The sequence below is a fragment of the Sphingobium xenophagum genome, assembly GCF_031457465.1.
GTDB classification, from domain to species: Bacteria; Pseudomonadota; Alphaproteobacteria; order Sphingomonadales; family Sphingomonadaceae; genus Sphingobium; species Sphingobium xenophagum_A.
On record NZ_JAVDWV010000011.1, the window covers coordinates 55,208 to 79,043 of the forward strand.

The following is a 23,836-nucleotide window of genomic DNA, read 5'->3' on the forward strand; positions in this document are numbered from 1 at the left end:
GTGCATGATCTCCGGCACTGGAGCATGGGTCGTCTCACCGTGCGGTGGGTAGTGGGGTCGGCGACCCCGCTCAAAGGCGAAGCAGACCAAGGTGCGGAAGCCGGGTTCCATCGCCAGCGCGAAACCGGTTGCACCGACGTCCACTCGGACGATGGAGTCCCGGATCTGCCGCTCAGCGCGCATGGCACATCTCGTTCCCGGCATCTGCGTTCACCGGAGATGGCTTATCGCAAGTATAGCCCGCCAACTGGCAAACGCGCGGGGGGGGCAAGCACATGGCTTTTGTGCTTCACTGACTTGAGCTTTCATCCATCCTCCTCGGCTGCCCCTTATCCGACGCAAAAGACAATTATCATTGGGCGTTACGGCGAGAGTATGGAGGCCGCGGGCGGCGGAGTAAGATGTTTAATCTGAGGCTTGATAGCTCCTGGGCATCGCCCTCACTCCAGCAGCGGCCCTGCTGCCGGATCGGTCGCTCTTGCCATGTCGCTGCGGACGGATGAAGCTGGCAGCGCAGATTCAGCCGGCTTCATAAGGCGAAAGGTGTCTACGCTCGCCGCTGGTTAACTTCGTGCGCAGTGTGGAAATGAATGTGCGCGTTGCTTGAGTGGGTTCTGCCCGTGCCCGCACGGCCGCGCAGATGATGGCGCCAGGATATGGCGTGAGCGGCTCGATAAGATCGAACTTCTCGCCGAACCTCGGATACTGAGCATAGCTGCGCGCGACATGGCCGATGGCATCCGAGGTCGCGACGAGGCGCCGTACCACCGGAAAGGCGTCGATCACATGGACGTGGCGCTTCCAGTCCATTCCTTGGCTCTCGAAGATGCCGCGTGTGGTGGCTATATAGGGCCGGGTGACGGCTGGCGAGACGAGCTCGTATCGCGCGAGGTCAGTGTCGCTTGGCCGAGAGATCGCGTGGATCGGATGACCTTTGCGCGCAAAGAAGGTGGATTCAAGCACTCCGATCGGGATGCGCCTTACCTCTGCCCAGTCAGCGAATGCGGCATCGAAACCAATCGCGACGTCCACATTGCCACTGAGAAGCTGCTGAATGGTGCGCTCGAAATTGGCGCTGCTCATATCGAAGCGAAGCTCGCCGTGACGCCGATGCAGATCGCTAAGGGCTTCAACGAGGAGCCATTCGAGCGATGACGGACAGACGCCGATCCTGAGAGTTACGGCGAAGGGATCGTCTGGGCGCCCAACCCCACGGAGCAGATCCTGCGTTTCATCCAGGAGCCGCTCTGCGCGTTCGATGAAGTCGCGACCTTTTTCCGTAGGCAGCGCGCCTTTCACCGAGCGATGGAAGAGCAGGAAGCCAAGCTGCTTCTCCAACTCGGCGACGCTGCGGGTCACCGCCGATTGCGTAAGCCCAACCTCCTTGCTGGCAGCGGTAAACGAGCCGGTGCGCGCTACCGCTACGACATAGGCAAGACGGCTATCCAACATGCGATCATTCATTGCATGAATGGAGCGTACTCACAATGAATTATACGTCACGTTCATGCTTCGCGTAGGCCTCACAAGACGGGTTGCATCGGTATGCCCAATCTTGCTGAGAGGTTCCTTTGCCTATCGCCATCACATCATTGGCATCGATCCCCCCAGGTTCGACGACGTTGGGGACCGCTCGGAGAATCGCGCAATGACCGGCGGCCCGCTGAGCGGTCTGCGAATTCTCGAATTCGCCGGTATGGGGCCTGGGCCGTTTTGCGCGATGATGCTTGCGGACCATGGCGCGGAAGTCATCCGCATCGATCGACCGTTCTCCCACCAGGATCGCTTCGGCGTCGATCCGCGATCGGACTTTACCAATCGTTCGCGGCGCTCGATCGTCATCGACCTTAAAATGTCCGAGGGTGTCGCCCTGGTGCGGACCCTTGTCCGCTCGGCGCATGGCGTCATCGAAGGCTTCCGGCCTGGTGTCATGGAACGCCTCGGGCTTGGGCCGGACACCCTGCTCGCGGAGAACCCGCGCCTCGTCTACGGCCGGATGACTGGTTGGGGCCAGACAGGTCCCCTCGCGCCCTGCGTCGGTCATGACCTCAACTATATCGCGCTTTCCGGCGCGCTTCACGGGATTGGTCCTGCTGACGGTCGACCGGTCCCGCCAATCAATCTAGTCGGAGACTATGGGGGCGGGGCCATGATGCTTGCTTTCGGGATGCTTGCGGCGATCAACCACGTCCGAAACACCGGCGAGGGGCAGGTCGTCGATGCCGCCATGATAAAAGGAGCGGCCACGCTCACCACCTCGATCCACTCATTCCTTGCCGCCGGCAATTGGACAGACCACCGAGGCGTCAATACTCTCGATGGTGGGGCGCCTTTCTACGATACCTACGAAACCGCCGATGGTCTGCACGTGTCGATCGCGCCGATCGAGCCGGTCTTTTACGGGCGCTTGCTGGCGCTTCTGGGCGAGGAGGAGGATCCGCTACTCAAGCGGCAGGAAGACAGGGCGTCATGGCCAGCGCAGCGGGAGAAGTTTGCGGCGATATTTAAGAGCAGAACACGCGCCGAATGGGACGCTCTCCTGGCGGCTACCGATGCCTGCTATGCGCCGGTCCTTTCCCTGTCCGAGGCCGTTGATCATCCGCAAAATGTCGCAGTTGGCGCCTTTGTCGATGTTGATGGCTACAAGCAGCCCGCGCCATCGCCGGTCTATTCGCGCAGCGTTACCGTCGTTCCAAGGCCGCTGCAATCAGGGCCGGACACAACGCGGCAGATCCTGAGCGAAGCGGGCTACGGGGACACCGCGATCGCGTGCCTCACCGAAGGTCGGGTCGTTTGCTGATGCACTAGCCCAGAGGCCCGCGGGCAATGGATAGAGTTCTGATTGAAGAGGAGGGGCGCTTGCGCCCGAAGCAACTATGCAGCGAATGATTTTCGACGAGACCCATGAGCAGTTCCGGGCGACGGTGCGGGACTTCATGCTGCGGGAAATCGAACCGAACCGTGATCGGTGGCGCGAGGCGGGCATGGTCGACAGGGAGGCTTACGCCAAGGCCGGCGCAATCGGTCTGCTCTGCACCTGGGCCGAGGCGCGCTACGGCGGCGCCGAGATCGGCGATTTCCGCTTCGAGCAGGTCATCATCGAGGAGAATTTTCAACGCGGTGACTCGGGTTTCTACATCCACCTGCATTCCAATCTTGTTGCCCCATACATCGCGAAACTCGGCAGCGACGAGCAAAAAGAGCGTTTCATGCCTGGCATTGTGTCGGGCGACATTATCCTTTCGATCGCGATGACCGAACCTTCGACTGGCAGTGATCTCGCCGGCATTCGCACGCGCGCTGTAGAGGATGGCGATCATTGGGTTCTGAACGGAGCAAAAACTTACATCTCGAACGGTATACTTAGTGATTTGTGTATCGTTGCCGCGCGCACCGATCCCAACGATGCGCGCCACCAGACGCTCTTTCTTGTCGAGCGCGGCATGGAAGGGTTCGAGCGGGGCCGTAGGCTCACCAAAATGGGGTTGAAAAGTCAGGATACAGCTGAGCTTTTCTTCAATGACTGCCGCGTGCCGAAGGCCAATATACTTGGCGAAGTAGGGCAGGGGTTCAAATACCTCACGCGCTTCCTGGCTCAGGAACGCCTTGTCGCATCCTGCGCCTTCATAGCGACCGCGCAGGCCGCCTTCGACCTCACCCTCGACTTTGTGAAGGACCGTCGTGCCTTTGGCCGCGCTATCGGCGCGTTTCAAAACAGTCGCTTCAAGATGGCGGAGATGCGCGCGCAGTTGGACATGTGCCAGACCTACATCGATCAGTGCGTTGTGATGCATAATAGTGGTGCGCTGTCGCCCGAGGACGCCGCCGCGGCCAAATTGCTTTCCAGTGAAATCGAGGGGCGCGTGATCGACGAATGCCTCCAGTTGCACGGCGGGGCGGGTTTCATGGACGAGTATCGGATCAGTCGGCTCTTTACCGACACGCGCGTCGATCGGATTTTCGGCGGCACCTCCGAAATCATGAAGGAAATCATCGGGCGCGGTCTCGGACTCGACGAGCGGAAAATGGCCTGAGCGATGGACAGTCTCTTCTCTCTTTCCGGCCGAACCGCGATCGTTACCGGTGGCGCGCGAGGTCTTGGCCGGATGATCGCCGAAGGCCTCGTCGTGGCCGGCGCGAGGGTCTTCGTCACCTCGCGGGATCCTGATCTGTGTTGCGCCGCCGCCACCGAGATCGGCGCTGAGCCGCTGGTGGGGGATGCCGGTTCTCCCGAAGGCATTGCAGCGATCGGCGCCACATTCCGGGCAACAGGTGCCGCAACCCTCGACATATTAGTGAACAACGCGGGTCGCACCTGGGGGGCACCATTGGAAACCTTTCCTGACAAAGCCTGGCCAGGCGTTTTTGCGGTGAATGTACAGGCGCCCTTCCGGATGGTGCAGGAGTTTCTGGTCGAATTGAGCGCAGCGGGGCGTGCCGAGCGTCCATCACGCATCATCAACATCGGCTCCGCTGTCGGCGTCGCGTATACCGACCTGCCTGCCTACAGCTATATCGCCAGCAAGGCTGCAATCCATCAGCTCAGCCGTAAACTTGCGAGCGACCTCCTGCCACGAAACATCACGGTCAATGCGATTCAGCCGGGCTATTTCGCAACCTCGATGACGGCGTTTCTCACCGAGGACCCACAAAGCCATCTCGAAGAGCAGATTCCGATGCGGCGTCTCGGACGCCCGAGTGAGATTGCCGGGGCGGTCATCTTCCTCGCCAGCGACGCCGGCTCCTATCTGACCGGGGTGGAGCTTCCGGTCGACGGAGGCCTTGTGGGATGCCGGTGATCAGCCGCCCCGTACACCTTCTTGAACATTTCACGACATTCTTCGGGAGTTGCAAATGAAGCTACAATCGACGGCCGCAATCGTTACCGGCGGCGCATCCGGTCTCGGCGCGGCAACCGCCCGTACTCTAGCGGCCGGTGGCGCGAAAGTCGCCATCTTCGACCTGAACGATGCGCTGGGCGAGGCCATCGCGGCGGAGATCGGGGGAACATTCTTCAGGGTCAATGTGACGTCGGAGGACGATGTGATTGGCGCGCTCGACGCCGCCGAACAGGCTAATGGTATCGCTCGCGTCCTCGTCAACTGCGCAGGCATCAGCGTGCCCACCAAGACGATCCAGCGCGACGGATCTCCCCATCCGCTCGACAGCTTTCGCAAGGTCGTCGAGATCAATCTCGTCGGTACTTATAACGTCGCATCCAAATTCGCGGCGGGTCTCGCCAGGGCCGAACCGATCGACGGTGAGCGGGGCGTCATCATCAACACTGCATCAGTCGCCGCCTTTGATGGGCAAATTGGTCAATGTTCTTATGGCGCGTCCAAAGCCGCCATCGCCGGATTGACGTTGCCGTTGGCACGCGATCTTGCCAGCGTCCTGATCCGCGTGAACACCATCGCGCCGGGTGTTTTCATGACCCCCATCCTCGAAAGCCTATCCACCGAAGCGCTGGCGTCGCTCGGCAAGCAGGTGCCGATGCCGGCGCGTTTGGGCCGACCGGAGGAATATGCCGAGCTCGCAGCCCAGATCGTGTCGAACGGCTATCTGAACGGCGAAACGATCCGCATCGACGGCACGATCCGCATGGCTCCGCGCTGAGCCGCTCGATTCTAGTTATAGAAAGGACATTGTTCATGGGTGAAGCCTATATTGTCGAGGCCGTCCGTACGGCTGGCGGCCGTCGCAAGGGGGCGCTGGCCGATTGGCATCCGGCTGACTTGGGCGGCGAGGTGCTGACCGCTCTTGTCGACCGCACAGGCGTCGACCCTGCGGCTATCGAAGATGTGATCATGGGCTGCGTCAGTCAGATTGGTCAGCAGAGCTTCCAGCTTGCTCGAAATGCGATCTTCGCTTCCAGGCTGCCGGACAGCGTGCCGGGCACCACCGTCGACCGCCAGTGCGGATCCTCGCAACAGGCGGTGCATTTCGCTGCGCAGGCGGTCATGTCGGGAACGCAGGATCTTGTGATCGCAGCCGGCATCGAAAGCATGACGCGCGTGCCGATGCTGAGCCCGACCAACCTCGCCCTCGAGGCGGGGCTTGGCAGTCCCTGGTCCCAGCGCGTCCTCGACAGGTTCGGCGTTACCGAGTTCAGCCAGTTCAACGGCGCGGAGATGATTACCGAGAAATACGGCTTCACGCGCGAGCAACTCGATGCCTACGCCCTGCTTAGCCATCAGCGCGGCGCCAAGGCGACCCAGGAAGGCGCTTTCCAAAAGGAGATCGTTGCGCTCGAGATCGTAGACGCTGAGGGAAGAACTGGGCTCCATAACAAGGATGAAGGCATCCGGTATGATGCTTCGCTCGAGGCAATGGCGCAGGTGAAGACCATTCGGCCGGGCGGCTACATCACCGCTGCGAACGCCAGTCAGATGACCGATGGGGCCGCGGCGATACTGATCGCCAATGAAAAGGCGATAAAGGCGCATGGGCTGAAGCCGCTGGCGCGCATTCATCAGATGCATGTCCATGCGGGCGACCCCGTCATCATGCTCGAGGAACCGATCCCGGGTACCGCTCGCGCGCTCGCGAAGGCCGGCATGACAATCGCCGACATCGACCTTTATGAGGTTAACGAAGCGTTTGCGCCTGTGCCCATGGCTTGGCTCAAAGCGATCGAAGCCGATCCCAGCAAGCTCAACGTTCATGGAGGAGCAATAGCGCTCGGCCATCCATTGGGCGCAACGGGAACCAAGATCATGACAACCCTGGTCCACGCCCTGCATCGACACGGCAAACGCTATGGCCTGCAAGCCATTTGTGAGGGCGGCGGGACGGCCAACGTCACCATCATAGAGCGCATCTGAGGCTCCTTAAACCCGAAGCCCCGCCCCTTGGACCAGGATGCATCATGACACACCTAAACAATTGCTCCGTCGTTCGTGAAGGACGCATTACTATCGTCACCATCGAGCGGGAAGCCGCGTATAACGCGCTGCATACCGAAGCTCATATCGAACTGGAGGCGGTGTTTGATGAGTTTGCCGCTGACGACGAGCAGTGGGTCGCCATCATCACGGGTGCGGGCGCCAAGGCATTTTGCGCCGGCAATGACCTTAAGCTCGTACCAGATTTGAGCCGCGAAATAACACCACGGTCCGGTTTTGGCGGTCTTAGCGATCGCCACGATCTTACAAAACCTGTGATTGCCGCCGTTAATGGCATCGCTATGGGGGGGGGCTTCGAAATCGCTCTCGCTTGTGATATTATTGTTGCTCAGGAAAATGCGATCTTCGCGCTCCCGGAGCCACGCGTGGGATTGGTCGCGCTGGCCGGCGGTATACAGCGCCTCGTCCTTGATATCGGCCTCAAGCGGGCAATGAGCATGCTCCTGACCGGCCGCCGTGTGACGGCGGCGGAAGGCAAGGACCTTGGCTTTGTCGCGGAAGTCGTGTCCGGCGACGTGCTCGCGGCGGCCAAGACTTGGGCCAACATGATAATTGAATGCAGTCCGCTCTCGATCCGCGCGACAAAGGAAGCCGTATGGAAAGAGCTCGCACCAATCCTGTCAAAAGAGCTGGCCGAGGAGTGGCAATATCCGGCCATGGCGAAGATGCTCACTTCGCAAGATGCAGTTGAGGGGCCAAAGGCGTTCGCAGAAAAGCGCAAGCCTAGCTGGCTCGGCCGCTGACTACATCTTTTCTTCCGGAGACCCAATCCCATGAGTTTCGCCGTTCCCGCGACTGAGCAGCGCTTCCTGTTACGGCATATCGCTGATTTGCCGACACTGCTCGAAGAAGGCCGTCACGATATCTCTGCTGACGACGCGGACGCGATCGTCGAAGCGGCAGCCGACTTTGCCAATGGCGAGTTCGCGCCCCTTCTTCGCGCCGGTGATCTTGAAGGAGCAACGTTCGGCCCAGACGGCGTGCATCTCCCGCCAGCATTTCGCGCGGCGTATCAGGCGTATGTCGATAATGGCTGGGGGACCGTCGGAGGTGTCGCCGAGTTTGGCGGCCAGGCCTTGCCATTCCCGCTCGCGCTCGCGGTTCACGACGCGCTCGGCATGGCAAATGTCGGCTTTACCCTATGTCCTGTTCTGACCCAGGGCGCGATCGAGGCCATCGAAGCTCATGGTGACGAGGCGCAAAAGGCTCGATGGCTTCCCAATCTCATCTCCGGTGCGTGGACCGGCACGATGAACTTGACCGAGCCCCAAGCCGGCAGCGACGTTGGCGCGCTGAGCAGCCAAGCCACGCCATACCCAGACGGCCTCTATAAGATCCGTGGTCAGAAGATCTTTATCAGTTTCGGTGAGCACGATCTGGTCGACAATATCGTCCACCTCGTTCTCGCACGCCTTCCGGACGCTCCTCCCGGTTCGAAAGGGCTTTCGCTCTTCCTCGTGCCACGATTTCGACTCGATGAAGAAGGTAATCCGTCCATTCCGAATGGAGCGCATTGCGTGTCGATCGAGCATAAGCTTGGTCTTAAGATTTCGCCGACTTGCGTCATGGCGTTCGGCGAAGAGGAAGATTGCTTTGGCGAGTTGCTCGGGGCACCGGGCGGCGGATTGCGGGTGATGTTCACCATGATGAACAATGCGCGCCTTAACGTCGGCGCAGAAGGCGTGCAAATCGCAGAGCGCGCCTTCCAGCAGGCCCTTGAATATGCACAGGAGCGGGTGCAATCTCCGCTGGCCGACGGCAGTTCGGGCACGAAGCCCAGGCCGATCGTTCAGCATCCAGACGTTCGGCGTATGCTCTCGCGCATGGCAGCGCTCACGCAGGGGTCGCGCTCGATGATCTATTATACGGCAGGCCTGGCGGGCCGCCGAGATACGGAATCGATCGCCCGAGCCGCTCTACTGACGCCACTTGCCAAGGCCTATGGTTCCGACGTCGGCGTCGATGTCGCTTCCATCGGAATTCAGGTTCACGGTGGTATGGGATACATCGAGGAGACCGGCGTAGCCCAGCATCTGCGCGATGCGCGCATCATGCCGATTTATGAGGGGACAAACGGGATCCAGGCTGCGGATTTAGTCGGGCGCAAGCTAAAAGGCGACAACGGAGCGGCACTGACCGCACTCCTCACCGACATTTCGGCGGACATTGATCGCGAGCAGCCTTTGGTTGACCTCTCAAACGCGGTTCGGGAGACTGCTGCATGGCTTTTACACGCCGAGGTCAACGACCGGTTATCGGGTAGCTATCCGTTCTTGACCATGCTCTCGACATTGGTGGCTGGGTGGTTGCTTGTGCGGCAACGCCGGATCGCGGAAACGCTTAGCGAAGGAGCTGGTTGGAATCCTGAATATCTAACGGCCAAGATCGCGGCTGCGAACTTCTACGTGCGGTGCATCGTGCCGGAGGCGACTGGCCTTCGGTCCAGTGCAACGGCGGGCTCCCACGTTCTTTTTGCGTGATACCGAACGGGAAACGCTGCCTGACTATGATTTCGGTATCGGAGTAAAGGCCGAGTCCGCAGCGCTGACAAAAGTGTCGATCACGCTGCTTTTCCTATAGACGCAGAAAGACATTGCAGACTAGTGCTTCGGTAGAGCTAAGGCCGACCAATCGTCATGTGCGGTTCGATAACATCGCAGGAACAGTTCTGCGATGATGCAAGACTCTCTTGCTGCCTCAGCCGAGCTAAAGGGACTCACGCCCAACAGCACTTTTTGCCGAAGACCGCCGACACACAGATTGACGACCATTGTCGCTGCCACATGGGCATCATCCACCCGCAGGTTGCCCGACACCATCTGATCGCGGATAAAGCCTTCGAGTAGCCCGACCGTTGCTTTCGGCCCCTGCCGATAGAATATCTCGCTCAGTTCTGGAAACTGCGCGCCTTCGCTGATGATGAGGCGCTGAAGCGCAATCGCGTCCTGTCGACACAGGCCTTCGATATAGCACAAAGTGAACCGTTCCAACGCCTCGCGAATGCCCTGATTGGGATCGAGTATGGCTACAAGATCCTGTCGGAACGAAACTATGGCACTCTCAACACATGCGGCGAACAAGTCTTCCTTCGAGGGGAAGTAGCTCCATAAAGTTCCTTTCGAACCTCCCATCTCTGCCGCAATCGCAGACATGCTCGTTGCATAATATCCGTGCTGCAGGAATCTGCGGCCGGCAGTGGAAATGATATTGGCGCGACGTTCAGCTCTGCGCCGCTCTCGCCCACTGATGGAATGGAGGTCCGTACTCATGTCAGGAACTTCATGAAGTGAGGGCGAAATTGTGCATCGAGTCACCCAATAGCTTCGGTTGGGTCGGGACAGCGTTGATGCGAGACCCCGTTGAAAATTCTGGCGACCTGGCGTCCGGCCAAGGAACTGACGTTTACTACAGCAACGACGGATGCTTTCGGTGTCGAGGCGACGATTATTCGAAGGGCCCCGACTACCTCTTGCGACTGAACGAGCGCTCCAGATATATCGAACAAAACTTGACGGGCTCCCATCGATTCCCGCAGCGCAGCAAGCGCTCTGCAAAGATCCTCTCGAAAGACCTCGACATCCGCGAGCGTCGCGAAACCGCTTAAAGTGATCTGCAACCGATTTCTAGTTTGGATCGGTTCAACAGTTAGTGCGCTCATAGCCTGCTTCACGCGCCGCCTTTTCCGTTGCTCCAGCATGGGAATCGAAAGCTCTTTTCGCCATGTGCGATGTTTCGAACGAAGGCTGGCTAACGCAAAATAGCGTCCGAGCGTTAGCCATCGCCAATCTATCAAGGATTCTCCAAGCGCCGAAACTCCCGCGCGACGTTACGCATCGTCCTGCGCAACCATAAGTGGCCAGGGTCGCGGTGTAGGCGCTCATGCCACACCATCGTAACATCGAAGGGGGTCATGAGGAATGGAAGGTGCAAGATCTGAAGCGGAAGGCAGCGCGCGAAAGCCGCGGCGGCAATGTTTGGCAATGTCGCGATCAAATCCGTCCTCGACACCGTCGTTGCAAGGGCAAAGCCCGAGGTTGCCCTCGCGGCGATGCGGCGGTGGCGGCCATCTTCTGCGAGGGCTGCGTCGATCATCTGCTCCAGAGTCGAGACAGGAGTCGGTGTCCCCGATGTGACAACATGTCCCAAATCCAAATACTGATCGATAGTAATAGTGCCGACGACGCCCGGCAGGTCGTTGCGCGCGATGCATACCGCTTTGTCGTGCAATAGGACCGATGCGTGCAGCCGATCATTCAGGTGCGTAAGCGCCCCGAATGCAACGTCGCATTCCTCCTCGTCCAGCCAGCGATCAACCAGCGGCGGCTCAATCGACTTGACGCGTATTGTGATGCGCGGGGCGGTCGCTTGCATTTCTGACATGATTCCTGGCAACAACATGACGGACACATAATCCGACATCGCCAACACGAAGCTGCGAGTGCTTGTTACTGGGTCAAATGTTTCTGGTTGTTCCAACGCTCCGTGGAGGCTTGTTAAGCTCGAGCGTACGCCCGCGGCAATCTCAATCGCGCGGCCGGTCGGAACCAGACGCTGTCCCGATCTAACCAGCAACGGATCGCCGGTCAGTTCGCGTAAGCGCGCCAGGGCATTGCTCATGCGAGGTTGCGTCATCGAGACGCGCTCGGCTGCCTTCGTCACGCTGGCCTCGTCGACTAGCGCGATTAGAGCGTTTAACAATCGTATATCGAGCGACGCAGGAAGACTCATGATGCTCCTTCGTTCGCCTATCGTTATTCTGCTTCGAGCATTAGCGCAACAACCAAGAATAGCGAATCAAGGCGCATCGGTCCGAATCCCGACATTTCAAGCAGATCTATATGCCGCATTCGGCATATCCGTTATCGCTCGGCGGATATTGCTCGGACCGTCCGTCGGCACCAACATGCGACATGAACACGGCCGCCCAGACCATATGCGGGTCACGTGGGGCAGATCCTGGCGCCTCGATAATCGATTTCGATGCGGGGATGGCCGTGCCGAATGATCGAGGAAATGGCGATGAAGTTGCGTGACGTTTCGCTGGACGACCGACACCGGTTCGACGGTAATCCCTTCTACCTCAATGGGACGCAGTCGCTGGTGCGGCTCTTCCAGTTGGAAAAGCGTCGTCGGGCCGAGCAGGGGTTCGACACCGCGGTCTATGTTACTGGTTATCGCGGATCTCCCCTCGGCACGCTCGACCAGACGTTTGCGCGCGCGGGCAAGCTGATCGACCCTGCCATTCGCCTCGACCCCGCGGTCAACGAAGATCTTGCGGCAACCGCCATTTGGGGGACGCAGCAGGTGGGGACTTTCGGGGAGGGGCGCGTCGAAGGCGTCTCCGCCGCATGGTATGGCAAGGGTCCGGGCGTCGATCGGACTGGCGACGTGTTCAAGCATGGCAATCTGGCTGGCTCCGCGCGCAACGGCGGGGTCCTCGTCATCGCGGGCGACGACCACACGTGCAAATCATCCACGACAGCTCATCAATCAGAATATGGTTTGGTGGACGCGCTTATCCCAATCCTTTCGCCTGCCACGATCAGCGAACAGATCGAATATGGTCTGATCGGCTGGGAGATGTCGCGCTATACCGGCTTGTGGGTCGGACTGAAGGTCGTGACCGAGATCATGGACAGCGGCGAAAGCTTGGCCGCCGACCCCCGGGTCGACATCACGCTACCCATGGCATTCGAGATGCCCCCGGGCGGGCTCTCGCTGCGTACGCCGGATACGCCACTGGCACAGGAGGAAAGACTCCATAAATTCAAGATCCCTGCCGCCCTTGCTTTTGCGCGTGCGAACCAGCTGGATCATGTGGTCTTCGGCTCGGAGGCGGCACGGCTCGGCATCATCACGGTTGGCAAGGCCCATGTGGATACGTTGCAGGCGTTGGCCGATCTCGGGATCGACGAGGGCCGCGCGGTCGCGCTCGGTCTCCGCCTCTACAAGGTGGCGATGCCTTGGCCCCTCGAGCCCGAAGGCGTCCGGGCTTTCGCAGCCGGACTGGAGCAGATCGTCGTCATCGAGGAAAAGCGTGGGTTAGTGGAGGATCAGCTGCGCGCCCACCTCTATGGCATGGCAAACGCTCCCACCATCGTTGGGAAGCGCGACGAACAGGGTGACTGGCTGTTCCCCTCGAACGGCGAACTGGGCGCGGGCGTGATCGCCTTGGGACTTGGGCGGCGGATAGCCAGCCGAGCCGGCGACCCGAAGTTGCAAGCCCGGCTTTCCGGGTTGATGGAGCGCAATGTCACGCTGAAGGAACTCCCCAATCTCGCGCGACGGTCGCCATATTTCTGTTCGGGCTGTCCGCACAACAGTTCGACCAAGGTCCCCGAGGGAAGCAAGGCATTTGCCGGCATCGGCTGCCATTATCTGGTGCAGCCGATGGAGCGCGAGACTGCCGGTTATACGCATATGGGGGGCGAAGGGGCGAATTGGGTGGGCCTGGGTCCTTATTCCAAGACGAAACACATGTTCCAGAACATCGGCGATGGCACCTATTTCCATTCCGGGTCTCTGGCGATCCGCGCCGCGGTCGCTGCAGGGGTCAACATTACCTACAAGATCCTCTTCAACGACGCAGTGGCGATGACCGGCGGACAGCCGGTGGATGGCGAGTTGACCGTTGATCGGGTCGCAGCGCAGGTCGCAGCGGAGGGCGTGCAGCGCATTATCGTCGTGTCGGATGATCCCACGCGCTATTCGTCCGGGACCTTCGCGCAGGACGTTACTGTGCGCCCGCGTTCTGAGCTGGATCAGGTCCAGCGTGAGTTACGCGAGGTGGAAGGCGTCACCGTCATCATCTACCATCAGACCTGCGCGACCGAACTACGGCGCCTGCGCAAGCGGGGGAAATTGCCCGACCCGCAGGTGGCGGTGGTCATCAACGATCTGGTCTGCGAGGGATGCGGAGATTGCTCGCGCGTGTCCAACTGTCTGTCCGTAGTCCCGGTCGAGACCGAGTTCGGGCGCAAGCGCGCGATCGACCTGTCGACCTGCAACAAGGATCAGACCTGTCTCGACGGCTTCTGCCCCAGTTTCGTGACCGTCGAAGGCGGAAAGTTGCGGCGGCCTAAATTGTCATTGGCGGATGAGGTGCCCCTCCCTGAGCCCGTCTATGAAGTCGACAGCGACAGTTATTCGCTGGTTGTGACAGGCATCGGTGGGACCGGCGTCGTGACGATCGGCGCGCTCATCGGTATGGCAGCGCATATCGACGGTAAGGGCGTGCGCGTCATGGACATGACCGGCCTTGCGCAAAAAGGCGGCGCGGTGGTCAGCCATATCCAGCTCGCGGCCCATGCCGATGATATACAGGCATCGAAGGTCAGCGCGGGCTCTGCGGACCTGCTCATGATCTGCGATTTGGTGGTAGGCGCCTCGCCGGACAATCTGGGGCGTATTTCGCGCGAAGCCGGACGGGTGATCGCTAACGACCATGAGAGCATCACAGGAGCATTTACGCGCGATCCGGATTTCCTTTTGCCGACGCGTTCGTTGATGGCGTCGCTGAAGTCGATGGTTGGTCAAGGACAGCTCGACATGGTCGACGCTACCGATCTCGCGACCAAGCTAGTCGGCGATGCAGTGGGCGCCAATCTCTTCCTGATGGGCTTCGCCTGGCAGAAGGGGCTGTTGCCGCTCTCGTTTGAGGCACTTGATCGTGCCATCGAATTGAACGGCGTCGCGGTGCCGCTCAACCGCCAGGCCTTTGCCTGGGGACGGCGCGCAGCTCTTGATCTTCCGGCCGTAGAGGCTGCCGCGCAGGCCGACAAGCCAGCGCATCACGCCCTGTCGTCTTCGCTTGACGAAGAGGTTGCTCGCCGGGTTGCGTTTCTGACTGACTATCAGAATGCCGGTTATGCGGAACGCTACCGCGAGGTCGTCGAGCGCGCCCGAGCGGCGGAAGTGGCCGTCGGCGCAAAGAGCGAGCCCTTCGGCACCGCCGTCGCTCGGTCGTTGTTCCGCCTAATGGCATATAAGGATGAGTATGAAGTCGCCCGACTGCATGCGCAAACGGGCTTCCGCGAGACTATCTCAAGCCGCTTCGAAGGGCCATACAAGATCGGGTATTACATGGCCCCGCCATTGTTTGCACGTCGTGACCCCGCAACCGGGCACCCACGCAAGTCGCGCTTCGGCGGGTGGATGTATCCCGTGCTTGGCGCGCTAGCACGCGGACGCTTCCTGCGCGGCACTGTGTTTGATCCGTTCGGCTATACCGAGGAGCGCAGGCTGGAACGACAGCTGATCGCTGATTACCGCATGTTGGTGCTGGAGACGCTCGTGCCGGCCCTGACCGCGGAAAACGTTTCACATGCCGTCAAGGTGGCGGAGGCGGCTCAGACCATCCGCGGTTTCGGTCATGTTAAGCTGAGCAATATCGCTATCGCCCAGCAACGCCAGGCGGAGGCATTATTGATATTCCGGGGTAGCGGGTGCGCCATTCAAGCCATTAAGATTGGCACCGGGGGTGACGCCTGAGGGCAATCTATCCGTCCTTGCTTGCGACGCCTGAATTTCAGTTCTAACACTTGCGGGCATCTCGCCGGTTGCGATGCTCACCTCAGCATCGTCGACACGCTCGAGGCTCCGGTCGCCGGAGCGCGCGGTAGGATGATCGTCCGAGGATATACGACGTCTTTAAAGACCTGGATGTCGCCCCGTCAGCATTTACCTGACTGTATCCGACTCAGCGGGCGTACTAAGGGTCAGAAGTCTTCGCGCCGGCCGAGGTCAGGGCGAGCGCGTCATTTCTAAATGGCACTGCGCGTTCCATTTTAAGCACGAGTTCCGTGGCTTGCATAACACTTTAGCCAGGGTTGGGGTGAACTCCGACCCTGGTTGACCAAATTTGCCCTTCCCAAAGGATGGCAATCTGCACGCCCAGCACCTCCTGCGGTGTTCGATAATCGAGGCATTTGCAGGGCGTGTTGTTGAGCCGTTCGACCATCTTTTGGAGCTCGTTGTCCGACACCAGCGCTATGTCCGTATCGAGCGGCAGAAAGCGACGTATCCGGTCGTTGCTGTTTTCGACGCTGCCCTTTTGCCATGGCGCCGATGGTATGCAGAAATAGCTGGTCATGCCGACCTTCTCTTGCAGGCTTAGAAAGGCGGCAAATTCTGTCCCCCCCTGTCGGAAGTTATACTTTGGAGGAGGGAAGGAGGCAGGATCTTCAGCTCTCTGCCGATACCAGTCATCACACCGGCCGAATGACGGCTCGAATTGCTCGTCAGAAGCGTAAATCGGCTACGCCGTTCGACCAGCGATGTCAGGTCGCTATGCTAAAATTCCTGCCGGAAAGCCACCAGATTGCCTTCCTGATGCGCAAAGCTGGTCCGGCAACTGATTTCCGCAGCCCGCGCCTTGATCGTGTTGGCCAGCGGGATATGAACGCGGCGTGGCTTGCGGGCATAGCGCCGACGTCGTGAGCGCAGAGCACGAGGCAGGAAGCGCCTACGCTCTGACTGGCGGCACGATCGAGGGCCCCGAAAGGCGTGATCCTGCCGGAGGGAGGAGACTGGATCAAAATGCACGGCGGCAAGCGTGCTGGGCTTGACGTGCGAATTCATGTACTCACTGAGGACGGCGGTCTTATATACATACATTATCCCGGTTGGATGCAGCCGAATGAGAAGGCCTTGGCGGCGCTGTCAGGCGGTCCGGAGACCAGTTTTGATGATCTGTATGCCCGTGCCACGCCGCGGATGGAAACGGGGTCTTCCGCTTACAGCTGGGTCAACGACGCGGTGTTCATATGCCGCGGCCTAGTCATCGCCGGGCCAACGATCGAGGCTGAGGTCTTCCGGTTGACTTGAGGGAATTTAACGGAGGGTGGCTGATGCCGGTCTTTAATCGATCGGTAACGCGTTGACACTCACTACTGGATTTAATGTTTGAAAAGGCATGGTTGGTGGATGCCAGCTTGGCAGTTTTCAGGTGCCCCAAGCGCATAAGCGGACCTTCTGTCAGCAGGCAAAGAAGGGGGCGCTTACGACTAAGTGGAGACGTTCGCTTTTGGTGAAGCGGACGTAGTAATCTGACAGGGGTAGTCGTTCGTGTTGCGTCAGGCCGTTTGAAGTAGCCCCCTAAATCGGCTGACAGGCCCTCACACTTATGGAAGTGTGATGCATATGCCTGACCGTATGACTGGAACCTATGATCGCGTGGAGGTGATCACCTCGGTGCAACGCCGACGGCGTTGGACGCCAGACGAGAAGATCCGGATCGTTGAAGAGACTTACCTGCCGGGCAACACGGTTTCGCTGGTAGCTCGTCGGCATGGCATTGCCGGCAATCAGTTGTTCACCTGGCGCCGGCTGATGGCCCAGGGCGCGCTCACCGCCCCCACGGCGGGTGAGGAGGTCGTGCCCGCGTCCGATTACCGCGCTATGGAAGCACAGGTGCGTGAGCTTCAGCGCCTGCTTGGCAAGAAGACGATGGAAAAGGAACTGCTGCGAGAGGCTGTCTCCCGGGCCGCAAGCCCAAAAAAACGGCTGTTGCGCTCGACCTTGTGGCCAGAGGGTGGACAGTGAGTGCGGTTACCGATGCCGTCAGCGTATCACGTCCGCATCTGTCAGCAATGCAACGGCCGGGAGAACTGCGCCGTCGTGGACGCCCGCCATTGCCTGACGCGGAAACTCTCTCCAATATACGAAGGCTAATCGCCGACCTGCCAACCTATGGCTATCGACGCGTCCATGCGCTGCTGCGCCGCGAAGCGGAAGAAAACGGGCGCGCAGCGCCCAATCCAAAACGTATCTACCGCATCATGAAGCTACATGGCCTGCTGCTGCAACGTCATTCTGGTCGCGGGGCGGAACGTCGGCATGACGGCCGTATTGCTGTTGCAACCCGCAATACACGCTGGTGCTCCGACGGCCTTGAGATCGGCTGCGACAATGGCGAAAAGGTCCGCATCGCCTTCGCGCTCGACTGCTGCGATCGGGAGGCGATGAGCTATGTCGCTACGAGCGGCGGTATAACCGCCGAGGATGTGCGTGATCTGATGGTGGCCACGGTCGAACATCGCTTCGGCCAGGTGAACGCCTTGCCACACGCCATCGAATGGCTGACCGACAACGGCAGCTGCTACACCGCGCATGATACTCGGCGCTTCGCCCGCGACATCGGCCTGGTCCCGCGAACCACACCGGTCGAAAGTCCGCAAAGCAACGGTATGGCAGAGGCGTTCGTTCGCACCCTCAAACGCGATTACGCCCGTGTCAGCCCGCGCCCCAACGCCCGCGCTGTCCTCGAGCAACTGCCAGAATGGCTCGATCATTATAATCGCGTGCATCCGCACCGCGCTCTCGGCTACAGATCGCCGCACGAGTTTATCGACCGCTCAACCCGTGAGGAAATGTCAGACCTTTAGGGGGCAACAACACCGTTCGACGGCCCAAATGCCTTCCTAAAAAACCTACCCTTCGTCCTTTAGGTTCAGCACTCGGGTGGGTGTCCCGCGGTTTTTCATCCATCCTAAGAGAGAGTACCCAGCGTCCACTAGGCCGACCGCCCGACGGTAATCCAGATGCTGATAAATGTGCATCATGTGCCTCCCTAAAAGGGGATCAACCCTATAGGTACTAGTATTTCGCACTATGATCCAGCATGCACCGCTTACAGTGAATAAGTTCGATAACAGTAAGTATGTTAAAATTTCGCACCTCGACTCTGAACAGATGTATGTGAAACCGAGCGGTCTGACCAAATCTCAGGGCATTTCATCGCATTTCTTGCAATTTGGGGTACATAAGGGGGTACTCTCCAGTTGAATTCTTAAAATTATCCTATAGATCATATGGTTATAAAAGGTAGTGATTGATTTAAAGGTCCTACTCCCGCAACCACCGAAACCGACATTCCACAAAGCCCCGACGCACAAGCGCCGGGGCTTTGTGCATTCTCGGCCAACCGACGCTGTTCGATCCACTCCAGGATCCGGCCAAACTCGCCGTAGAGCATGGCGTTGACCTCACCGCGCTTCGCGCCGGGCGTAAGGTCGATCCGCTCGATCAGCGCCCGCAACGCATCGGCGGCTTCCTGTCGCTCCTCCGGCTGTGATAGCGCGTGCGTCAGTCGCTCGACCTTGCGCCGATAAATCTCGGAGATGTTGGGATGGATATCCGGCACATCCGCCGGTGCTGCAGCCAAACGAGCGCGGATCGCATCCTCCTGGGCTTCCAGCTCCAAAAGCTCATCGACCAGTGCGCGTGTGCCCTTGCCTTCCTTCGCGAGTGTCACAAGGCCCTTGATCGCCTTGAGGACTTTCTGCAGATCAGTTCGATCGGCGATTTCTGACGCGCGGCGCTGATGGTTGATGCGGTTGCGCTCCTCGACATAGGTCCGAATGGCTTCTGCCGCGACATCGGGGGTCATCATCCGATCGCGCAGACCCTCAAGGACGCGCGCTTCCAGCTTGTCGCGCGTGATGCTATGCCCGTTCGCGCAGCTTTTCGTATCAACATGGTTCGAACAGGCAAACCGCCCCTGCCCGCGAAGGGAATAAGGACCGCCGCAGCAGCCGCAGTAAACCAGGCCGGACAGCAGGCTTTTCGGGCGATGCGTGCGATTAAGAGCTGTATGGGCGGAGCGTGTTGCCTCGATGACGTCGACATATTGGATCGCGATATTCTCTTGCCTCGCCTTCACGGCCTGCCAGAGTTCTTCATCCACGATCCGCAGGTCGGGAACCTCGGTCACAATCCATTCGGATTTGGGATTGATGCGGGAGACCCGCTTGCCGGTTTGCGGGTTCTTCAGATAGCGCAGCCGGTTCCAGACGAGCTTGCCGATATAGAGTTCATTGTTGAGCAGGCCGGTGCCGCGCTTGGCGTGGCCGCGGATCGTGGTCGATGTCCAGAGCTTGCCCGTTGGTGCTGAAATCCCGGAGTCATTCAGGCGGCAGGCAATTGCGTGGGGGCTGAGCCCGTTGGCGAACTGTCGGAAAACCTGGCGAATGACTTCAGCTTCGGCGGCATTGATGCTGCGCTCACCGTGGACCGGTTCGCCTTCGCTGGAGAAGCGCCGCACGACGTCATAGCCAAAGCAAAGCCCGCCCCCGGATTTGCCCTTCTCGACGCGGCCGCGCAGACCGCGATGGGTCTTCTTTGCAAGATACTTGAGGAACAGCGCGTTCATAGTGCCCTTGAGGCCGACATGCAGTTCAGAAACTTCACCCTCGGCCAGGGTGACGATCTTCACACCGGCGAACTGGAGATTCTTGTAAAGCGTGGCGACGTCGGCCTGGTCGCGCGACACCCGATCCAACGCCTCGGCTAGCAGAATGTCGAAGCGCCCCATCTGAGCATCCTGCAAAAGTGACTGGATGCCGGGACGGAGAATGACGCTCGCGCCGGAGATCGCTGCATCCTTATAGTTGGCGACAATCCGCCAGCCTTCGCGCGCCGCCTGTTCACGACATATCAAAAACTGGTCGTCGATGGATGCAGGGCTCTGCTTGTCGTCGGAATAGCGGGCATAAAGCGCTACGCGGGGCATTCGGAGTCTCCGGAGATGGGCGTCGGGGCCAGTCTACAGATTTGACCATCCTTGCCAATCTGGGGAAGATATCAAAATTAGAGTATGCTTTTATGCTGCCCTGAGGTTCCGCCAACATGCCCGACTGGGCCTTCGAGAGAACGGTTGATGAGCCCTCGCGGGGTTATACCGTCTCTGCAGCCGACCTCACCTTGTTTAGCGAACGACATGCGGACGGGCTCTGATAGCCAAGACCGTTACCCTGGTCTCCCGACAAAGCCAAAGAGGCACCGTCGGGAGTGGGGAGGCCCACTTGGGGGGTAAGCAAACCTCATCCTTCGCTACTCCACCATCGCTCGGAGGAAACGCTCTTCTCGCCAGATCGGGGCAGGAATGGGACGTTCTGACCGGCTCAGTGGAAGCCATACACCTGCTTTTTCGGTCGAAGCCAAAGCGGCTTCTCTCCATCTCACTGGCAAATCGGCGTCGATTATGCGATCCGATCCCAAACGAGGAGACATGTGTGAGCAAGCGTAAAGCACAGCCTGTAGTCGCGACAGGCGTGGCGGGACTGGACGAAATCCTGCGCGGCGGACTGCCCGCATCGAATCTGTATATGCTTCAGGGTGCGCCGGGCGCGGGGAAGACAACCGCGGCGCTCCAGTTCCTGCGCGCAGGCGTCGAAGCGGGAGAGAGGTGCATTTATGTCAGCCTGTCCCAGACAGCCGCTGAGCTGAAATCGATCGCCTTGTCGCATGGCTGGACTTTGGACGGGATTCGGATTGAGGAATTGTCGGCGTCCGACGCGGTCAATGGCGCTGCTGATCAGACCATCTTCCAGACCGCAGAACTCCGCCTGGACGAGACGCGCCAGGCCATCGAACTGGCGATCGAGGAGCATAAGCCGCACCGGCTCGTGTATGACTCGCTGCTGGAAATCCGGCTCATCACGGGCGACACACCCCGGTTCCGCCGCGAACTGCTCGGCTTCAAAGCATTCCTCGCGCAGCGCAAGGTTGTGGCGCTTCTGCTCGACACCCAGACTAATGAGGCGGCGCTCAACGGCGAGGAGGTCGAAGGCATCGCGCATGGCGTCATCCGCTTCGACAAATCCTTGCAGGACTATGGATCGGTGCGCCGGCGGATCGAGGTGAGCAAGATGCGCGGTGTGCCGATCGCCGATGGCTATCACGACATGGCGATCCGCGAAGGCGAAGGCGTCGTGGTGTTCCCCCGGATCGTCCCTGGCGAGGCTGTGGATTCCCGCAAGCCGCAGCTAATCAAGTCGGGTGTCGACGCGCTCGATGACATGTTTGGCGGCGGTCAGGAATCGGGTACCACGACCTTGGTCATCGGCCAGTCCGGGACCGGCAAGTCGACCATGGCCTCGCTCTATTCGACCGCAGCGCTCAAGCGGGGCGAAACGGTCGCCCTGTTCCTGTTCGAAGAGCGGTTGGAGACTTTCTTTCGGCGTTCCGAAGGGCTGGGCATGGATTTGCGGCAGTTCCATCAGGACGGCCAGCTGATCATCCGGGATTTCAACCCCAACGAGATATCGCCGGGCGAATTTGCCCAGATCGCGCAGTCGATCGTCAAGGATTTTAAGACGCGCGTCGTGGTGATCGACAGTTTCACGGGCTATCTCAACTCGCTTCCGCACCGGGACAAGGCGGTGCGCGATATTCAGTCGCTCCTCAAATATCTGGCGCGGTCTGGCGTTCTGACTATGCTGATCGTAGCCCAACATGGCCTGCTCGGCCAGAATGTCGGCATCGACGTGGATGTCAGCTTTCTGGGCGATACGGTGCTACTGTTGCGGATCATGGAGGATGATGGCCGTCTGCGGCGTAACATAACGGTCGTCAAAAAGCGCCATGGGCCGCACGATCTCAATGTCCATGAACTGTTGATCGAAAGCGACGGCGTCAAGGTCGTGCCGTTCAACCCCCTGCCGACGCCATGAGCGAAGGCGATCTGGTCGAACCGGGCGCGCTCGACCAGGTCCTCATTCTCGCACCCTATCGACGAGACGCGGCCTATCTGGGCCAGTTGCTCGCCGAATATGATATGGCCGTAACAACCTGCGCGTCAGCGGAAGAGTTAGCGGGACATCTCTTGTCTGGACCGGGCGTGTTTGTGACGACCCATGAGGCATTGACGCCAGCCCTCATCGACATCGTCGCAAAGCATCTGAGCGCGCAGCCGCCCTGGTCCGAAATGCCGATCGTGGTACTGCTCGACCGCGCATCGCCGAACAGCCGGATACGCGGCCAGTTGGCGGCCGCATGGCCACGGTCGCGCCAGCTTTTCTATCAGCGCCCGCTGACGCAGGTCGAACTGGTCAGCGGTATCCAGTCGGCCCTGCTGGCGCGGATGCGGCAGCGGGAGGTGCGCGATCATATCGAGCGCGAGATCGAACTGCGGCGGGAACTGAACCACCGCGTCAAGAATATCCTGGCCAGCGTGTCGTCGATCTTCGAGATGACGCGCCGCGGGGCGACCAGCGTGGAAGCGCTTGCGGGCGATTTCGGCGCCCGCCTGACGGCGCTTTCCAACGTGCATTCGGCGGTGTTCGAGGCCAAAGGGGAATCGATCTCTATCGCCGAGATCGCACAGCTCACGTTCGATCCCTATCGTCAGATGGGGATCAGCCGGATCGACGCCGCCGGTCCGCCGATCATGCTCACTCGCGAGGCAGGGACGACACTGGCGCTCTGTCTGCACGAGTTGACGACGAACGCGATCAAATATGGTGCCTTATCCGTCCCCGACGGCCGGGTTACATTCTGTTGGGACATCCTTGCCAACTATGGTCCTGACCTGTCAGTCCTGTGGCAGGAAGCGGGCGGTCCGCCCGTCGTTGCGCCATCGCGCTCAGGCTATGGCACGCGTTATCTGCGCGCTGCGCTGGCTGGCCTGTTGGGTACCAAACCCGACATCCAATTTGTGCCCGAGGGCCTGCGATGCGAGGTTCGGGGACCGCTGATACGCGTCGCCTGCAACCCGAAAGCCCCTGCCGACGTTTGAGACTCATGACATCAGACAGCAGCGAGACTCGCCCAAAACTCCGGATCTATTGTGTTGAAGACAATCCCCTCATTGTGTTTCACATAGAGCATCTGATCGAGGAGGCGGGCCATGTTCTGGTCGGTTTTGCCGACAGCTTCTCTCAGCTGAAGGCCGATCCTGTGGTGGCCGACATAGACGGTGCGCTTGTCGATATCGACCTGGCTGACGGCCGCACCGGCCCCGATGTCGCTGCATGGCTCAAGCAACAAGGGATCCCGTCGATCTTCGTGACGGGCCAGCAGGATGTCGCAGATATCTATGCCGATCGGGTTGTGGCTGTGGTCATCAAACCCATCGTTGCTGACGACTTTGCGGATAAAATCCGCCTTCTACGCAGCCTAACGTGATGTACGCCCGCTAGGTTAACCGATGT

The 23,836-nt window shown here is 59.8% G+C and carries 17 protein-coding genes and 1 pseudogene; 13 read left to right on the forward strand and 5 right to left on the reverse strand.

The window, feature by feature from the left end; all coding sequences use genetic code 11:
- Nucleotides 1–519: 519 nt before the first annotated feature.
- Entirely contained in the window at nucleotides 520–1,452 is a 933-nt protein-coding gene (locus J2W40_RS12680; RefSeq protein WP_310225298.1) for a LysR family transcriptional regulator, read from the reverse strand.
- Nucleotides 1,453–1,648: 196 nt separating this feature from the next.
- On the opposite strand from J2W40_RS12680, the gene J2W40_RS12685 reads away from it, so the two are divergent.
- From J2W40_RS12685 to J2W40_RS12715, 7 genes are all read left to right on the forward strand, one after another.
- Nucleotides 1,649–2,800 (forward strand): CaiB/BaiF CoA transferase family protein, encoded by a 1,152-nt coding sequence (locus tag J2W40_RS12685; RefSeq protein WP_310225300.1) that lies wholly within the window; start codon nucleotides 1,649–1,651, stop codon nucleotides 2,798–2,800.
- Nucleotides 2,801–2,885: 85 nt separating this feature from the next.
- Nucleotides 2,886–4,034, forward strand: coding sequence for an acyl-CoA dehydrogenase family protein (locus tag J2W40_RS12690; protein ID WP_310225303.1), 1,149 nt, complete (start codon nucleotides 2,886–2,888; stop codon nucleotides 4,032–4,034).
- A gap of 3 nt (nucleotides 4,035–4,037) precedes the next feature.
- Nucleotides 4,038–4,799 carry an SDR family oxidoreductase gene (locus J2W40_RS12695; protein WP_310225306.1) on the forward strand — a complete coding sequence of 254 codons (762 nt, stop codon included), beginning with the start codon at nucleotides 4,038–4,040 and terminating at the stop codon, nucleotides 4,797–4,799.
- Nucleotides 4,800–4,854: 55 nt separating this feature from the next.
- Entirely contained in the window at nucleotides 4,855–5,616 is a 762-nt protein-coding gene (locus tag J2W40_RS12700; protein ID WP_310225308.1) for an SDR family NAD(P)-dependent oxidoreductase, read from the forward strand.
- 35 nt (nucleotides 5,617–5,651) lie between these two features.
- Complete coding sequence (locus J2W40_RS12705) at nucleotides 5,652–6,824, forward strand: acetyl-CoA C-acetyltransferase (protein ID WP_310225311.1); 1,173 nt, start codon at nucleotides 5,652–5,654, stop codon at nucleotides 6,822–6,824.
- Between the two features lie 44 nt (nucleotides 6,825–6,868).
- A complete protein-coding gene (locus J2W40_RS12710) occupies nucleotides 6,869–7,648 on the forward strand; it encodes an enoyl-CoA hydratase-related protein (protein WP_310225313.1) in 780 nt (259 codons plus the stop codon).
- A gap of 30 nt (nucleotides 7,649–7,678) precedes the next feature.
- Entirely contained in the window at nucleotides 7,679–9,385 is a 1,707-nt protein-coding gene (locus tag J2W40_RS12715; RefSeq protein WP_310225315.1) for an acyl-CoA dehydrogenase family protein, read from the forward strand.
- A gap of 120 nt (nucleotides 9,386–9,505) precedes the next feature.
- Here J2W40_RS12715 and J2W40_RS12720 read toward each other — a convergent pair whose 3' ends face one another.
- On the reverse strand, nucleotides 9,506–10,174 hold the full coding sequence (locus J2W40_RS12720) for a TetR/AcrR family transcriptional regulator (RefSeq protein ID WP_310225318.1): 669 nt from the start codon (nucleotides 10,172–10,174) through the stop codon (nucleotides 9,506–9,508).
- Between the two features lie 520 nt (nucleotides 10,175–10,694).
- A complete protein-coding gene (locus J2W40_RS12725; RefSeq protein WP_310225320.1) occupies nucleotides 10,695–11,633 on the reverse strand; it encodes a LysR family transcriptional regulator in 939 nt (312 codons plus the stop codon).
- A gap of 273 nt (nucleotides 11,634–11,906) precedes the next feature.
- Here J2W40_RS12725 and J2W40_RS12730 point away from each other — a divergent pair, with 273 nt between their 5' ends.
- A complete protein-coding gene (locus tag J2W40_RS12730; protein WP_310225322.1) occupies nucleotides 11,907–15,395 on the forward strand; it encodes an indolepyruvate ferredoxin oxidoreductase family protein in 3,489 nt (1,162 codons plus the stop codon).
- Nucleotides 15,396–15,723: 328 nt separating this feature from the next.
- On the opposite strand, the pseudogene J2W40_RS20655 reads toward J2W40_RS12730, so the two are convergent.
- Nucleotides 15,724–16,367, reverse strand: a pseudogene (locus tag J2W40_RS20655) (IS30 family transposase); the annotation flags it as partial.
- A 12-nt stretch (nucleotides 16,368–16,379) separates the two neighbouring features.
- Between J2W40_RS20655 and J2W40_RS12745 the strand changes: the two are divergent.
- Both J2W40_RS12745 and J2W40_RS12750 read left to right on the forward strand, forming a co-directional pair.
- Nucleotides 16,380–16,730 carry a DUF3237 domain-containing protein gene (locus J2W40_RS12745; RefSeq protein WP_310225522.1) on the forward strand — a complete coding sequence of 117 codons (351 nt, stop codon included), beginning with the start codon at nucleotides 16,380–16,382 and terminating at the stop codon, nucleotides 16,728–16,730.
- Between the two features lie 327 nt (nucleotides 16,731–17,057).
- Nucleotides 17,058–18,289 (forward strand): IS3 family transposase gene (locus J2W40_RS12750; RefSeq protein ID WP_310225327.1). Its coding sequence is split into 2 segments (ribosomal slippage): nucleotides 17,058–17,391 and nucleotides 17,391–18,289, totalling 1,233 coding nucleotides; the frame shifts between segments, so codons are not numbered across the junction.
- Between the two features lie 422 nt (nucleotides 18,290–18,711).
- Here the strand turns inward: J2W40_RS12750 and J2W40_RS12755 are convergent.
- A complete protein-coding gene (locus J2W40_RS12755; RefSeq protein WP_310225329.1) occupies nucleotides 18,712–20,415 on the reverse strand; it encodes a recombinase family protein in 1,704 nt (567 codons plus the stop codon).
- Between the two features lie 502 nt (nucleotides 20,416–20,917).
- On the opposite strand from J2W40_RS12755, the gene J2W40_RS12760 reads away from it, so the two are divergent.
- From J2W40_RS12760 to J2W40_RS12770, 3 genes are read left to right on the forward strand one after another with little or no spacing between them, the layout of a single operon-like run.
- The gene (locus J2W40_RS12760) at nucleotides 20,918–22,357 is read left to right on the forward strand and encodes a DUF7125 family protein (protein WP_310225331.1); all 1,440 of its coding nucleotides are present in this window, start codon (nucleotides 20,918–20,920) and stop codon (nucleotides 22,355–22,357) included.
- Complete coding sequence (locus tag J2W40_RS12765) at nucleotides 22,354–23,421, forward strand: sensor histidine kinase (RefSeq protein ID WP_310225333.1); 1,068 nt, start codon at nucleotides 22,354–22,356, stop codon at nucleotides 23,419–23,421. The genes J2W40_RS12760 and J2W40_RS12765 overlap by 4 nt, the downstream gene beginning before the upstream one ends.
- A 5-nt stretch (nucleotides 23,422–23,426) precedes the next feature.
- A complete protein-coding gene (locus J2W40_RS12770) occupies nucleotides 23,427–23,810 on the forward strand; it encodes a response regulator (RefSeq protein ID WP_310225336.1) in 384 nt (127 codons plus the stop codon).
- Nucleotides 23,811–23,836 lie beyond the last annotated feature (26 nt).

What these genes read in the sequence shown, in the direction of transcription:
- J2W40_RS12720 (WP_310225318.1), bottom strand. Translation starts at nt 10,174, where the DNA reads ATGAGTACGGACCTCCATTCCATCAGTGGGCGAGAGCGGCGCAGAGCT.
- J2W40_RS12705 (WP_310225311.1), top strand. Translation starts at nt 5,652, where the DNA reads ATGGGTGAAGCCTATATTGTCGAGGCCGTCCGTACGGCTGGCGGCCGT.
- J2W40_RS12690 (WP_310225303.1), top strand. Translation starts at nt 2,886, where the DNA reads ATGATTTTCGACGAGACCCATGAGCAGTTCCGGGCGACGGTGCGGGAC.
- J2W40_RS12695 (WP_310225306.1), top strand. Translation starts at nt 4,038, where the DNA reads ATGGACAGTCTCTTCTCTCTTTCCGGCCGAACCGCGATCGTTACCGGT.
- J2W40_RS12765 (WP_310225333.1), top strand. Translation starts at nt 22,354, where the DNA reads ATGAGCGAAGGCGATCTGGTCGAACCGGGCGCGCTCGACCAGGTCCTC.
- J2W40_RS12770 (WP_310225336.1), top strand. Translation starts at nt 23,427, where the DNA reads ATGACATCAGACAGCAGCGAGACTCGCCCAAAACTCCGGATCTATTGT.
- J2W40_RS12715 (WP_310225315.1), top strand. Translation starts at nt 7,679, where the DNA reads ATGAGTTTCGCCGTTCCCGCGACTGAGCAGCGCTTCCTGTTACGGCAT.
- J2W40_RS12710 (WP_310225313.1), top strand. Translation starts at nt 6,869, where the DNA reads ATGACACACCTAAACAATTGCTCCGTCGTTCGTGAAGGACGCATTACT.
- J2W40_RS12755 (WP_310225329.1), bottom strand. Translation starts at nt 20,415, where the DNA reads ATGCCCCGCGTAGCGCTTTATGCCCGCTATTCCGACGACAAGCAGAGC.
- J2W40_RS12685 (WP_310225300.1), top strand. Translation starts at nt 1,649, where the DNA reads ATGACCGGCGGCCCGCTGAGCGGTCTGCGAATTCTCGAATTCGCCGGT.
- J2W40_RS12730 (WP_310225322.1), top strand. Translation starts at nt 11,907, where the DNA reads ATGATCGAGGAAATGGCGATGAAGTTGCGTGACGTTTCGCTGGACGAC.
- J2W40_RS12725 (WP_310225320.1), bottom strand. Translation starts at nt 11,633, where the DNA reads ATGAGTCTTCCTGCGTCGCTCGATATACGATTGTTAAACGCTCTAATC.
- J2W40_RS12700 (WP_310225308.1), top strand. Translation starts at nt 4,855, where the DNA reads ATGAAGCTACAATCGACGGCCGCAATCGTTACCGGCGGCGCATCCGGT.
- J2W40_RS12680 (WP_310225298.1), bottom strand. Translation starts at nt 1,452, where the DNA reads ATGTTGGATAGCCGTCTTGCCTATGTCGTAGCGGTAGCGCGCACCGGC.